Genomic DNA, 12,827 nt, shown 5'->3' on the forward strand with positions numbered 1-12,827 from the left:
CACAAGGCGGATGGGTTAAGGGCCGGGTTCTCCGGCGGGTCTTTGGAGGTTTCCTCCAATAACGCCGCGCGGACTTGGTGACCGCCCGCAGCCGAAGCGCGACGGGTCCCGTGGTCTCATAGACAGCGTGACAGTTGCAGTCCTCTCCCCCGGCCAGGGTTCCCAAGCCCCCGGCATGCTCGCTCCGTGGCTCGAGCTCGACGGCGCCCGCGCGCGCGTCGAAGAGTGGTCCGCCCGCTGCGGGCTCGACCTCATCCGGCTCGGCACCGAGGCCGGCGCCGAGGAGATCCAGGACACCGCTGTCGCGCAGCCGCTGATCGTCGCGCTGTCCCTGCTGTCCTTCGAGCACCTCCCGGTCGCCGACGACGCTCCGGTCGCCGGCCACTCCGTCGGCGAACTGGCCGCGGCCGCGATCGCCGGGGTGCTCAGCCCGGCCGACGCCGTCGCGCTCGCCGCGGTCCGCGGCGCCGAGATGGCCAAGGCCTGCGCGCTCGAACCGACGTCGATGGCCGCGGTGATGCTCGGCGATCCCGAGGAAGTCGCCGCGTGGCTGGAAAGCCAGGGCCTCGCCGCCGCGAACCGCAACGGGGCCGGGCAGATCGTCGCTTCCGGGTCCGCCGCCGCGATCGAGAAGATCATCGCCGAGCCGATGGAGGGCACGAAGATCCGTGCGCTCAAGGTCGCCGGCGCCTTCCACACGCCCTACATGGCCCCCGCGGAAGACGCCCTGCGCGAGCACGCCGCCGGTCTCTCCCCGGCCGACCCGACGCGCCCGCTGCTGTCCAATGCCGACGGTCAGGTCGTCACGAGCGGCGCGGAGTACCTGCGCAGGCTCGTCGCCCAGGTGACCCGCCCGGTCCGCTGGGACCTCACCATGGACGGGCTCGTCTCGCTCGGCGTGGACCGCACCGTCGAACTGGCGCCCGCGGGCACCCTGACCGGACTGGTCAAGCGGCAGCTCAAGGGCGTCGTCACCACTACCACCGCGCTGAAGTCGCCCGCCGAGCTGGCGGCGCTGCGCGAGGAGGACGCCCAGTGACCGCCCGCCCCACCCTGCGCCTGGCCCAGGGCGCCCCCGCCGCCCGCATCCTCGGCTTCGGCAGCTACCAGCCGGACCGGATCGTCACGAACGACGACCTGTCGCAGGTCATGGACACCAGCGACCAGTGGATCCGCGACCGCGTCGGCATCATCGAGCGGCGGTTCGGCGAGAAGGACGACGTGCTGGTCGACTACGCCGTCGCCGCCGGGTCCGAAGCGCTCGCCGACGCGGGCCTCGACGCGTCCGAAGTGGACACGGTCATCGTGCCCAACTGCACCATGCCCTCCCAGATCCCGAACGCGGCCGGGCAGGTCGCCGCGCGGATCGGCGTCGCGGCCCCCGGCGCGTTCGACCTCAACGCCGCGTGCGCCGGGTTCTGCTACGGCCTCGGCGTCGCCTCCGACCTCGTGCGCGCGGGCTCGGCGAAGAAGGTCCTCGTGATCGGCGCGGAGAAGCTCACCGACGTCGTGGACCCGACCGACCGCGCGAACGCGATCATCTTCGCCGACGGCGCGGGAGCCGCGGTGGTCGGCGGGTCCGACGAACCGGGCATCGGCCCGGTCGTGTGGGGCAGCGCGGGCGACCTCGTCGATCTCATCTACATGCGCGACCACCAGTGGATCTACCAGGAGGGCCAGTCGGTCTTCCGCTGGGCGACCACGCAGATCGCGCCGATCGCGCTGCGCGCGCTGGAAGCCGCCGGGCTGCAACCGTCCGATGTGGACGTGCTGGCCCCGCACCAGGCGAACCTCCGGATCGTCGAGTCGATCGCCAAGAAGCTGCGCGCCAAGGGGGCGCGCGAGGACATGGTGGTGGCCGACGACATCAAGTACTCGGGCAACACCTCGTCCGCTTCGATCCCGATGGCGCTGGACCACATGCGCAAGGCGGGGACGGCGAAAAGCGGTGACGTGGTGCTGGCGGTCGGCTTCGGAGCCGGGCTTTCCTATGCCGCGCAGGCGTTCGTCCTGCCCTGAGCGATACTTCCCCCGCGGGCGCCGTGCCCGCGAGCGGACCTCCAGAAGAACCGAGAAGGGAACAACACCGATGGCTGACAACACTGAGATTCTCGCCGGCCTCGCCGAGATCGTCGAAGAGGTCGCCGGCGTGGCTCAGGACGACGTCACCGCCGAGAAGTCGTTCGTGGACGACCTGGACATCGACTCGCTGTCGATGGTCGAGATCGCCGTGCAGGCCGAGGACAAGTTCGGCGTCAAGATCCCGGACGACGAGCTGGCCAACCTGAAGACCGTCGGCGACGCGGTGAACTACGTGTCCGCCAACTCGAAGTAAGTCCTCTTCGTACCCGGGCCCCGGTCCGGAGCCGACCTTGGGGAGACACCCATGAGCAACATCGACGTCGTGATCACCGGAATGGGCGCGACCACGCCGCTCGGCGGGGACGTCGCGTCCACCTGGGACGGTCTGCTGGCCGGCCGCAGCGGGATCCGCACGATCGAGGCGGACTGGGCGGCGGAGCTGGACCTGCCGGTGCGGATCGCGGCGCAGCTCGCCGTCGAGCCGACCGACATCCTGCCCCGCGTGCAGGCCCGCCGGCTCGACCGGTGCGAGCAGGTGGCGATCATCGCCGCCCGTCAGGCCTGGGCCGACGCCGGGTTCGCCGAGCAGACCGACGAGCACGCCGACGTCGAACCGGAACGCCTCGGCGTCTCGATCGGCACCGGGGTCGGCGGGCCGGTGACCCTGCTGACCCAGAACGATCTGTTGCACCAGCAGGGTCTTCGCAAGGTGTCGCCGCTGACCGTGCCGATGCTGATGCCGAACGGGCCTGCCGCGCACGTGGGCATCGACCTGAAGGCGCGGGCCGGGGTGCACTCGCCCGCGTCGGCGTGCGCGTCCGGGGCCGAGGGCATCGCGAACGGTTTCGAGATGATCCGGTCCGGACGGGCCGACGTGGTGGTCGCGGGCGGTTCCGAGGCGTGCATCCACCCGATCACCGTCGCCGGGTTCGCCCAGGCGCGCACGGTGTCGACGCGCAACGACGACCCGGCCGCGGCGTCGCGTCCGTTCGACGTGAGCCGCGACGGCTTCGTGCTCGGCGAGGGCTCCGGCGTCGTCGTGCTCGAGCGGGCCGACCGCGCGAAGGCCCGCGGCGCTCGGATCTACGCGAAGCTGGCCGGCTACGGCCTGACGTCCGACGCCTACCACATCACGGGCAACCACCCGGAGGGCATCGGGCAGATCGCGGCGATGCGCGCGGCGATGACGATGGCCGGACTGTCCCCTTCGGACGTCGGCCACGTGAACGCGCACGCGACGTCCACTGTGGTCGGCGACATCGGCGAGGCGGCCGCGATCCGGTCGGCGATCGGCGAGCACCCGGTGGTCACCGCTCCGAAGGGCGCGCTCGGCCACCTCGTCGGCGGGGCGGGCGCGGTCGAGGGCATCGCGACGATTCTCGCGCTGTACGAGGGCGTCGTTCCCGCGACGCTGAACCTCACCGAACTGGACCCGAAGGTGCAGCTCGACGTCGTGGCCGGGGAGAACCGCAAGGTCGAACTCGCCGCGGCGCTGTCCAACTCGTTCGGTTTCGGCGGGCACAACACCGCGCTGCTGTTCACGCCGGCGAACTGAGTCCTTTTCACGCTGAAAGGCCCCGCGGAAATCTTCCGCGGGGCCCTTCAGCGTTTCACCGGGTTCTCAGCACTTGTCGTGTTCGGTGGCGGTGCCGTCGACGGTGTCGATCCGGTACGAGCCGTGCTCGAACTTCAGCGGCAGCACCAGCCGCCAGTGGATGCACTTCTCCTGGAAGTCGACCGGGGCCTCGTTGAGCGACTGGGTGCTGGTGAACCCGACCAGCGCCCGCAGCGTTCCCTGCGCGCCCGGTTCGATGCGGTACAGCATGACGTCGACGTCCTTAGTGGACTGGAAGCTCCGGTGGAAGTCGTACTCCGGCATCTTGCTGCGGCGAGCGTCGCTGACCGTCTCCGCCCAGGCTTCGTAGTCCTTCTGGTTCACCGCGGTGAAATAGGACTTCAGCACCGTGCGGACGGCGTCGTCCTGCGGGTGGTTCTCGGCGTCCGGGGTGGCCCCGACCTCGACCGCGCCGGACTTGTCGGCCGCACCGCCGCTGGTGGTGGCGGACGGAGCCATGGCTTCGCCGTCGGCCGCACGCGGGGAATCGGGGCGGCGGTACAGCTCGCGGGCGAGCAGACCCCCGGCGACGGTGATGGACAGCACCACCACGAGCACGGGGATCAACCACCGCTGGCGGGAAGGCGGGGCCGGGTGAACGCTCACCCGGGTGAGGGTACCGCCCCCGCTCACCCGACCTGGTGCAGCCAGGTGACCGGGGCGCCGTCGCCCGCGTGCCGGTACGGCTCGAGCGCCTCGTCCCAGGCCGCGGCGAGGAGTTCGTCGAGCTTGTGCGCGAGGGTTTCGCCGCCGCGGGTCATGCTGACGAGCGCGCGCAGCTGGTCCTCGCCCACGACGATGTCGCCGTTGGCGCTGGTGCGGCCGTGCCAGAGCCCGAGTCCGGGCGCGAAGCAGAACCGCTCGCCGTCGACGCCCGCGCTGGGTTCCTCGGTGATTTCGAAGCGCACCATCGGCCACGCCTTGAGCGCGCCGGCGAGTTTGCCCGCGGTTCCTGCGGGCGCGCTCCAGCTGCATTCGGCCCGGAGCTGTCCCGGACTGGCCGGCTGGGCCGTCCACTTCAGCTCGACACGGGCACCAAGGGTGCCCGAAATCGCCCACTCGACGTGCGGACATACCGCAGACGGCGACGAGTGGACGTACACCACGCCTCGGGTGCTGCCACGGGTGCTCACTGCTGACCTCCGCTTGTTCGACGAGGGACGTCTTCCCCTACGACCTCTCGAACCCTGCGCAGGTTGCGTAGCCTCCACGGCAGTTCCCGACCTGTGTAGCACATTCTGCACCCCAACCGTGCCGTTTGGCCACATGAACACCACAAGTCGCAGCGGACGACCCATTGTGGTGAGCCACGCCGACGCGAGGGCGCGAAGCACGGTTCCGGCGGCCCGGCACGCTAGCGTGGTGCACCGGAAACGCTGCGGATTCGACAGGAGAATTTCGGTGCGACTGGTCCGTCTCGGGCAGCAGCCCTCGCGCGTCGCGGAAGACGTGCGGGCCGCACTGGCCTCCCTCGGCCGGGGGAGCACGGTGATCGGCGGCGTAGCGCTCGTCGGCGCCCGCCCGACCGGAGACCGTCCGGTCGAGGCGGTCGTGGTGCTGCCCGCGGGCGTGCTCGTCGTGATCGGCGTCGACCTGCCCGACCCGGCCCTGCGCCTCGAAGCCCCGCTGAGCGGCCCGTGGAAAGCGGACGGCTGGCCCCTGGTCCACGGCGACGACGTCAACCCCGCCACCGAAGCTCTCGACCTGTCCCAGGAATGCGAGCGCCGCATCGCGGAACTAGGCGGAGGCCCGGTCGGCACGATCGTGGCGGTCGGCCCGTACGTCGAGACGGTCGACCAGCCCCCCGGCGACCTCGCGGGCCCGGTCCGCGTCCTGCACCCGACGCCGACGACCATGCTGGCAGCGACGGTCTCCCTCGCCACGGCACGGCATCCGCGATCAGTGGACCAGGCCCGCGCGTTGATCGCGGCGCTGGCGCCGGACGCGCCGGAGCTTTCGGACGAGGTCCTGCGCGGGGAAGGTTTCGTCCGGTTCGCGGACGACGTTCCGGTTCCTCCTGGGCCCCGGTCTCCTGCGGGTTCGGCTGGTTCTGGTGCTGCGGCTGCCGGGGTGGCTGGCGCTGGTTCGGCTGGTTCGGCTCCTGCCGCGAGCGCAGTCAACACTGGCCCGGCGAGCAATGGCACTGCCGCCGCGAACCCCGGTTCCGCAGTCGGAACGGGGGTATCCGCTGGGACTGCGGCCGCAGGGCTCGGAGCTGCTGCGGCCACCGCGGCGACATCCGGCCCTGCTGGAACCGCCGCCAAGCCCGATCCTGCTGGGGCCGTCGCCGGTTCCGGCTCGCCAGGCCCGGGAAACTCCGCTCCAGACTCGGCTCGGGCCGTTGCTGTCGGGTCCGGCGCAACCCCGTCCAGTGCCGCTGGATCGAACACCGTCGCTCCCGGCACAACACCTTCCGGTGCTGCCGGATCGAACGCTCTCGCTCCCGGTACCACACCTTCCGGTGCTGCCGGATCGAACGCTGTCGCTCCCGGTACCGCTCCATCCACCGCGGAGGCCGTCCCCGGCGGCACTGCGAGGCCGCAAACTCCAGCCGGTGCCGGTGATGTCCGAGGGCTTCCCGTCTTCCCCGGTGCCCCGACGTCGGGATCCGCAGGCACCGCGACGCCGAAGGCTGCTGCTTCCCCCAGCAACCCTTCCGCCGCACCGAAGTCCGTCACTCCGCCGGTGCCGAGGCCGAAGATCATCGCGGTACGGCCGCCTCGTCCGGAGATTCCGTCGATCGAACTGGAGTCGCTTTCCGAAGCGCCTACCGAGTCCGCGGACCCGCCTGAGGCGCCGACCGAGAAGATGCCGTCCCCGGCGAAGCCGCAGCCTGCCGGACGTCCGCGCGGTGCCGTTCCGCCAGTCGTGCCGAGCAGTCCGCCCCAACCCCCGCGACCGGCTCCCTCCGCAAGCTCGGCCGCCAGCCCCGGTACCGGATCGAAGGCAGTCAGTCCCGGAACCGGAACAACCGCTGCGGCAGGACCTGCGCCTGGGGCAGCCCGAGCTGGAGCAGGTGCACCCTCCGCTGCCGGAACACGCGCGACCGCCACGCCAGGAACCGGCACCGGGACAGCAGGGGCAGGACCTGAGGCAACCGTCATGGCCGGACCCGGTACTGGGGCAAGCTCAGCCGCAACCGCCACGCCAGGAACCGGCGCTGGGGCAACCGGGGCGGGCGCTGCGACAACTCCCGCGGGAAACCGTGCCGGGGCGGCCGGGGCAGGAGCAGCGACAACCCCCGCGGGAACCGTGGCCGGGGCGGGAGCTGCGGCAACCTCCGCGGGGACCGGCACCGGGGCAGGAGCAGCGACAACCGCCGCGGGAACCGGTGCCGGAGCCGGGCCGAACTCCCCGGCTGGGCCGAACTCCCCTGCCGGACCTGGGAAACCGGGCTCCCGGACCGTCAAGTGGGTGCCGATCGCGGCGATCGTCTTGCTGGTCGTCCTGGTGGTGTCGGCGATCGTCGTGGCGACCAGCGGCGGTGACGACACCGCCGCCGCGCCCGTCAGCAGTGCGCCGCCGAGCAGTGTTCCGAGTCCGGTGCCTAGCAGCGGCCAGTCGAGCGCCCCGCCGGCCCCGACTCTCACCTTCGAACCCCGTGCGAGCAGCGCCGACCAGAAGTGCGCCTCTCACGCGTTCGGGGACGTCCAGGCGAGCCTCCAGCAAACCAGCTGCTCCGCGGTCCGCCGGGCGAGCTACACGGCGCTCGTGGACGGGCGGCCGGCCGCGGTGACCGTCGCGGTAGTCGAGTTTTCCGATGCCGGGCAGGCCGATCATCTCAAGCAGATCGCCGACAACCCTGGCGGCGGCGGGATCCTGGACGTCGCCACGGAAACCGGCAAGTGGCCTTCGGGACCGCCGCAGTTCGACGGTGCCGCCTACGCCAGCAAGATCGACGGGAAGGGCGTCCGGATCGTGCAGGCGGTCTGGCAGCCCGGACCGTCCACTGCGGACGATCCCGGTCTCGCCCGCGCGGCGAAAGGCGCGCTCGACTTGCAGCTGCCGTCCTGAGGGAACGGCTCAGCGGCCGACCGGGTTCAGTTCACCACTTCTGGCCTGAGGGAACGCCCCAGCAATCGCCCGCCGCCGCGGCACCCGGTGAACGGCGCAGCAACCGGACGGCGCCGCCGCACCCGGCGAACGACTCAGCAATCGACCACCACGGCGGCACCGCGCGAACGACGCAACAACCGATCTCCGCTGCAGCACCGAGCTAACAGCTCACCAACCAACCGCCACCACACCACCGAGCCAACAGCTCACCAACCAACCGCCACCACAGCACCGCGCGAACAACTCACCAACCGCCCGCCACCGCAGCGCCGAGCGAACGGCTCACTGCCACCCGTTCTCCAGCAGGTCGAACGCCACGTCGACGACCCGCGGCGGGTCGTCCGAGCGGTCGGCCAGCGAGGCCGTCTCCAGTGCGAAATGAGCCAGCACCGCGCACCGCGGGTCGTCCTCCGACGCACCGGTTTCCGCGGCGATCACGCGGCTCAGCGTGTGCTCGTGCCCCATCCACATCTTGTGCCAGTACTCGGAAAGCGCGGGCGTCTCCCGCACCAGCCGCAGCAGTGGTTCGGCTTCCGCGCGGATGCCGGAGGTCGCCCGCACGTGGATGTGCGCGCGGAGCGCCTCCAGCACCGACGTGCCCTCCGGCCGGTCGCGGACAGCCGAGACCAGCGCCTCGTCCACCTCGGGCTCCCGGTCGAACACGAGCGCTTCCTTCGTCGGGAAGTGCTTCATCAGCGTGGTGGTGGACACGTCGGCGGCATCGGCGATCTCGCGCACGGTCACCTGGTCGTAGCCCCGCTCCAGGAACATCCGCAGGGCAGCGTCGGCCAGCGCCTGGCGGGTCGCCGCCTTTTTGCGTTCACGCCGGCCGGGAACGGGGGCACTGGTCATGCCCCGACGCTACCGGACCGCACCGACATTCAGAGCCCGTAAGCCTCCAGCAGCCGCAGCCACACCTCGCTGATCGTCGGGAACGCGGGGACCGCGTGCCACAACCGGTCCAGCGGCACCTCGCCGACGACCGCGATGGTCGCCGAGTGCAGCAGTTCCGCCACGTCCTGCCCGACGAACGTGACACCCAGCACGACACCGCGTTCGGTGTCGACGACCATGCGCGCTTTGCCCTGGTACCCGTCGGCGTGCAAGGACGAACCGGCGACCGCGATGTCGATGTCCACTACCCGGTCCGCGGATCCTTCGCGCGCCTCAGTCAGGCCGACTGACGTCACCTCCGGGTCGGTGAACACCACTTGCGGCACCGCGTGATGGTCGGCGGTCGCGCTGTAGCGGCTCCACGGTTCGGTCGAGATCTCCTCGCCGCGGGCGCGGGCGGCGACCGAGTCCCCGACGACGCGCGCGGCGTATTTTCCCTGGTGGGTCAGCAAAGCGCGGCCGGTGACGTCGCCCGCGCCGTACAGCCAGCCACCCTCCACAGCGGACACTCGGCCGCTTTCGTCCACCTGGAGCGGGCCGTCGGTGGGCAAACCGAGGACGTCCAGCCCGATTGTGCTGGTCGCGGGCGCGCGGCCGGTGGCGACCAGGAGTTCGTCCACGACGATCTCCCCGCCGTCGGAGAGCTTCAGCCGGGTTCCACCGTCCACACTGGACACTTCGCTCAGGCCCGAGTTCGCGTGCACGCGGACGCCCGCCTCGCGCAATCCGTCCAGGACCAGGTCTCCGGCGAACTCCGGCAGCCGGGGCAGCGGGCGCTCGCCGGTGATCACGAGGTCGACCTGCGCGCCGAGCCGGGCCCACGCCTGCGCCATCTCGACGCCGACCACGCCGCCGCCGAGCACGCCGAGCCGTCCGGGCACCTCGGTCGCCGACGTCGCTTCCCGCGAACCCCACGGCTTGATGGTGTCCAGACCCGGAATCCGCGGCGTGCGCGGGACGCTGCCGGTGCACACGATCACCGCGTGCCGGGCGGCGAAAACGCGGCCGTCGTCAAGCGTGACCTCGCGTTCGCCGCTGATCCGGCCGTACCCGCGCACGGGTTCGATGCCCGCGCCGCGCGCCCATTCGACCTGGCCGGAGTCGTCGCCCTTGCCGGTGAACCAGTCGCGGCGGGCGAGCACCTTGCCCGCGTCGAGCGCGTCGCCGATCGGCACCCCGGGCATCCGCTTGGCCGCGGCGAGCAGGTTTCCCGGGCGCAGCAACGCCTTGCTCGGGATGCACGCCCAGTACGAACACTCCCCGCCGAACCGTTCGTGTTCGACCAGGGCCACCTTCAGCCCGCCCTTGGCGGCCCGTTCGGCGGCCACTTCCCCGACCGGACCCGCCCCGATGACCACCACGTCGAAAGTCTCTGCTGCCATTGCCCCAGCGCACACCACCGCGCAGGTTCGCGCAAGCCTGCCGGTATTCTCGTACGAGAGCTGCAAGAAACCGGCGGCACCGCGAAATCCGGGTCGTCGCCGTGCCGGTTGCACGCACGACCACGATCGAGCACGGGAGGCTCCCATGGCGAGGAACACTGCTGTCCGCACTCAGGACGACCTGACCGGAGGACGCGCGGCCGAGACCGTCGCGTTCGCGCTGGACGGCATCGAGTACGACATCGACCTCGGCGCCCGCAACGCGGCCGCGCTCCGGCGGCTGCTGGAGCGGTACGCCAAGGCAGGCCGCCGGACGGGCGGGCGGAAGCTGCGGCCGCGGCTCGTCGCCGGGGCGAAGAAGGCCGAGGCGAAGCCGGTGGCGGAGAAGGCCGCCGCGGCGGGCAAGGGCGGGAAAGCCGTTGCTGGCAAGAAGACCGCTGCCGCCGCTACCGCGAAGACCGCGGCGAAGACTGCCCGAACGGGTGGCGCGACCGGGACCGCGCGCAAGACCGCCGCCAAGCCGACGAAGGCCGCCGCCAAGACCACCGCGAAGTCGACGAGCGCCGCGGCGACCAAGTCGGCGAAGACCGCCGCGGTCAAGGCTCCCGCCGCGACGACGGCGAAGACCGCGACGGCCAAGGCACCTGCCAAGACTTCGGCTGCCAAGGCCCCCGCAGCTGCAAAGACTGCGTCCGCCAAGGCACCGGCACCCGCGAAGACCGCCACCGCCAAGGTCTCCGCACCCGCGAAGACCGCCCCGGCGAAGACCGCCGCTCCGGCAACGGCCAAGCCGCGCCGCCGTGCGGCCAGCGCGGTGCCGCAGGTGCTGTTCTCCTCCTCCGCAACCTGATCCGTCCGTGAGGGGAACCCTCAGGGAATCAGATTCCCTGAGGGTTCCCCTCACGCACTTTCAGCCAGGGCAAGGCGATTACGAACGCTGGCGTCCCTCGGCGTGCCAGTCCGGGTATTCGTAGCGGCTCCACAGCAATGCCCGCTGCCGCTCCAACTCCCCCGCCGTCGGTTCGCGCGGCGGGAGCGGGCCGAGCAGTCCCGCCGCGGCCGCGCGGACGGTGTCTTCCACTTCCGCCAGCGGCAGCCGCACGCCGTGGTCAAGCAGGGACGCGACCTTGCTCCGGTGCGAATCCAGCGGCTTCGGGTCCGGCGGCGGACCGGTGAGGTAAGCGCCGACGCGCGCGGCGTCGGTGTCGACCAGCAGCGTCGAATGCGCCAGCAGCACGTCTTTGGTCCGGAACACCGCGAACCCGCACAGTTTCGCGTCGCCGACGAAGATCCCGCGGTCGCCGATCCTGGCCGGCAGACCGAGTTTCTCCACCGCGGCGGACATCACCAGGCCGAGCATCTCCAGCGGACGCGGCGCAGGGCCGGGCAACACGAGCGTCACGTTGAGATTGCCCGGGTCGTGGAACACCGTGCCGCCGCCGCTGGCCCGCCGCAGCACGGGAACGCCGTCCCGGGCACATTCGTCCACGCGGACTTCGCGGGCGATTCGCTGGCCGCGGCCGACGACGACGCACACCGGGTTGCGCCACAGCCACACCACCGGCGCGGTCGGCCCCTCGCGCAGCAGCGCCTCGTCGAACGCCAGGTTGAGCACTGGGTCGGTGAATTCGGCTCGGACTTCCGACCCGCTCGGCATAGCATTCCTCCACGATCTGCTGGACCCCGGGATCGTAGAACAGGCTCAGGAAGCGGCCGGTCCGAGCAGGTCCCAGCGGTTGCCCGCGACGTCGCGGAACACGACGACCTGGCCGTACGGCTCGGTCCGCGGTTCGCCGAGGAACTCGACCCCGGCGTCCCGCATCCGCGCGTAACTGGCCGAGAAGTCGTCTACCCGCAGGAAAAACCCGACGCGACCGGCGTGCTGGTCGCCGACCGCGCGGGACTGCCGGTCCCCGTCGGCCTGAGCGAGCATGATGCCGGTTTCGCCGCCGGGCGGGCGGACGACCACCCACCGCTTGGGGCGGCCGTCGTTGGTGAGCGACGGCGAGTCCTCGACCAGGTCGAAGCCGAGCGCGCGGGTGAAGAAGGCGATCGCCTCGTCGTAGTCGTCGACGATGATCGCGGTCAGGTGCAGGAAGGCCACGGGCGCTAAGGCTGCCAGTGCGGCACCCCGAGCAGGATCATCCGGAGCCGTTTTTCCGCCGCGGCCAACGTGCGCTCGTCGGCGGCGGTGTCGCCGGGACGGATTTCCAGCAGTTCGGCGACCGTGCCGAGCATCGCGGTGACGATGAGGTCGGCGAGCAGGTGCAGGTCCTCGGTGGGCCAGGTGCGCAGCGGATCGAAGCGCGCCAGGTCCAGAGCGAGGTCGCTGGAGAACATCCGCATCTCGACCGCGATCGCCCGGGACACCGCGCCGGCACCGGCGTAACGCTCGCGCGTGACGAACCGGAAGTGGTCCTCGTGCTCACGGACGTGCCGGTGCAGCGTGTGCACCGAAGCCCGGATCATTCCGCCATAGCCGCTCTGCTCGGTGCGCGCGCCGCGAAGCAGGCCGCGCAGCGTGCGCGTGGTCTCCTCGACCAGCGCGACGCCCAGCTCCTCCATCGACGAGAAATGCCGGTAGAACGCCGTCGGCACGATGCCCGCGCCCTTCGCGACCTCGCGCAGCGAAAGGCTGGCGAAACTCCGGTCGGCGAGCAGGTCGAGCGCCGCGTCGAGCAGCGCCTGACGGGTGCGCTGTTTGCGCTCCTGCCGGCTCACCGGGCCGGCCGGCTCCTCGGCTGCGGACACGTCGAGCAGCGTACTGGCGATCGCCGCATGGCCCACGTCACATCACC

Annotated in this window: 13 protein-coding genes; 6 read left to right on the plus strand and 7 right to left on the minus strand. The window is 71.5% G+C overall.

The features are described from left to right. Positions 1 to 127 precede the first annotated feature (127 nt). From EIZ45_RS40425 to EIZ45_RS40440, 4 genes are all read left to right on the plus strand, one after another. Positions 128 to 1,039, plus strand: a complete 912-nt coding sequence (locus tag EIZ45_RS40425; RefSeq protein WP_078870821.1) for an ACP S-malonyltransferase — start codon at positions 128 to 130, stop codon at positions 1,037 to 1,039. Then, a complete protein-coding gene (locus tag EIZ45_RS40430) occupies positions 1,036 to 2,019 on the plus strand; it encodes a beta-ketoacyl-ACP synthase III (RefSeq protein WP_037820483.1) in 984 nt (327 codons plus the stop codon). Before EIZ45_RS40425 ends, EIZ45_RS40430 begins: the two co-directional genes overlap by 4 nt. A gap of 70 nt (positions 2,020 to 2,089) precedes the next feature. Continuing rightward, the gene (locus EIZ45_RS40435; RefSeq protein ID WP_037820481.1) at positions 2,090 to 2,335 is read left to right on the plus strand and encodes an acyl carrier protein; all 246 of its coding nucleotides are present in this window, start codon (positions 2,090 to 2,092) and stop codon (positions 2,333 to 2,335) included. Positions 2,336 to 2,386: 51 nt separating this feature from the next. Continuing rightward, complete coding sequence (locus EIZ45_RS40440; RefSeq protein ID WP_037820479.1) at positions 2,387 to 3,637, plus strand: beta-ketoacyl synthase; 1,251 nt, start codon at positions 2,387 to 2,389, stop codon at positions 3,635 to 3,637. A 66-nt stretch (positions 3,638 to 3,703) separates the two neighbouring features. On the opposite strand, the gene EIZ45_RS40445 is transcribed toward EIZ45_RS40440, so the two are convergent. After that, complete coding sequence (locus EIZ45_RS40445; RefSeq protein WP_037820478.1) at positions 3,704 to 4,303, minus strand: hypothetical protein; 600 nt, start codon at positions 4,301 to 4,303, stop codon at positions 3,704 to 3,706. Positions 4,304 to 4,326: 23 nt separating this feature from the next. Then, on the minus strand, positions 4,327 to 4,830 hold the full coding sequence (locus EIZ45_RS40450) for a DUF3145 domain-containing protein (RefSeq protein WP_093576929.1): 504 nt from the start codon (positions 4,828 to 4,830) through the stop codon (positions 4,327 to 4,329). A gap of 2,281 nt (positions 4,831 to 7,111) precedes the next feature. Here EIZ45_RS40450 and EIZ45_RS47750 point away from each other — a divergent pair. Further along, entirely contained in the window at positions 7,112 to 7,711 is a 600-nt protein-coding gene (locus EIZ45_RS47750) for a hypothetical protein (RefSeq protein ID WP_370318238.1), read from the plus strand. Between the two features lie 324 nt (positions 7,712 to 8,035). Here EIZ45_RS47750 and EIZ45_RS40460 read toward each other — a convergent pair whose 3' ends face one another. Together EIZ45_RS40460 and EIZ45_RS40465 are read right to left on the minus strand one after the other, a co-directional pair. After that, entirely contained in the window at positions 8,036 to 8,605 is a 570-nt protein-coding gene (locus EIZ45_RS40460; protein ID WP_134669565.1) for a TetR/AcrR family transcriptional regulator, read from the minus strand. A 29-nt stretch (positions 8,606 to 8,634) separates the two neighbouring features. After that, positions 8,635 to 10,029, minus strand: coding sequence for an NAD(P)/FAD-dependent oxidoreductase (locus EIZ45_RS40465; protein ID WP_167756693.1), 1,395 nt, complete (start codon positions 10,027 to 10,029; stop codon positions 8,635 to 8,637). Positions 10,030 to 10,174: 145 nt separating this feature from the next. Here EIZ45_RS40465 and EIZ45_RS40470 point away from each other — a divergent pair, with 145 nt between their 5' ends. Beyond that, entirely contained in the window at positions 10,175 to 10,879 is a 705-nt protein-coding gene (locus tag EIZ45_RS40470; protein WP_134669567.1) for a histone-like nucleoid-structuring protein Lsr2, read from the plus strand. A gap of 78 nt (positions 10,880 to 10,957) precedes the next feature. Here the strand turns inward: EIZ45_RS40470 and EIZ45_RS40475 are convergent, their stop codons facing one another. The 3 genes from EIZ45_RS40475 to EIZ45_RS40485 are packed head-to-tail and all read right to left on the minus strand — an operon-like array spanning position 10,958 to position 12,816. Beyond that, positions 10,958 to 11,686: a lipoate--protein ligase family protein gene (locus EIZ45_RS40475; RefSeq protein WP_037820464.1), complete on the minus strand. Its 729-nt coding sequence runs from the start codon at positions 11,684 to 11,686 to the stop codon at positions 10,958 to 10,960. A 45-nt stretch (positions 11,687 to 11,731) separates the two neighbouring features. Continuing rightward, positions 11,732 to 12,133 (minus strand): VOC family protein, encoded by a 402-nt coding sequence (locus EIZ45_RS40480; RefSeq protein WP_134669569.1) that lies wholly within the window; start codon positions 12,131 to 12,133, stop codon positions 11,732 to 11,734. A 5-nt stretch (positions 12,134 to 12,138) separates the two neighbouring features. Beyond that, complete coding sequence (locus EIZ45_RS40485; RefSeq protein WP_037820460.1) at positions 12,139 to 12,816, minus strand: TetR family transcriptional regulator; 678 nt, start codon at positions 12,814 to 12,816, stop codon at positions 12,139 to 12,141. Between the last annotated feature and the right edge of the window lie 11 nt (positions 12,817 to 12,827).

The organism is Amycolatopsis sp. CFH S0740, assembly GCF_004522315.1.
Lineage (GTDB): Bacteria > Actinomycetota > Actinomycetes > Mycobacteriales > Pseudonocardiaceae > Amycolatopsis > Amycolatopsis nivea.

What these genes read in the sequence shown, in the direction of transcription:
- EIZ45_RS40435 (WP_037820481.1), top strand. Translation starts at nt 2,090, where the DNA reads ATGGCTGACAACACTGAGATTCTCGCCGGCCTCGCCGAGATCGTCGAA.
- EIZ45_RS40460 (WP_134669565.1), bottom strand. Translation starts at nt 8,605, where the DNA reads ATGACCAGTGCCCCCGTTCCCGGCCGGCGTGAACGCAAAAAGGCGGCG.
- EIZ45_RS40470 (WP_134669567.1), top strand. Translation starts at nt 10,175, where the DNA reads ATGGCGAGGAACACTGCTGTCCGCACTCAGGACGACCTGACCGGAGGA.
- EIZ45_RS40475 (WP_037820464.1), bottom strand. Translation starts at nt 11,686, where the DNA reads ATGCCGAGCGGGTCGGAAGTCCGAGCCGAATTCACCGACCCAGTGCTC.
- EIZ45_RS40465 (WP_167756693.1), bottom strand. Translation starts at nt 10,029, where the DNA reads ATGGCAGCAGAGACTTTCGACGTGGTGGTCATCGGGGCGGGTCCGGTC.
- EIZ45_RS40440 (WP_037820479.1), top strand. Translation starts at nt 2,387, where the DNA reads ATGAGCAACATCGACGTCGTGATCACCGGAATGGGCGCGACCACGCCG.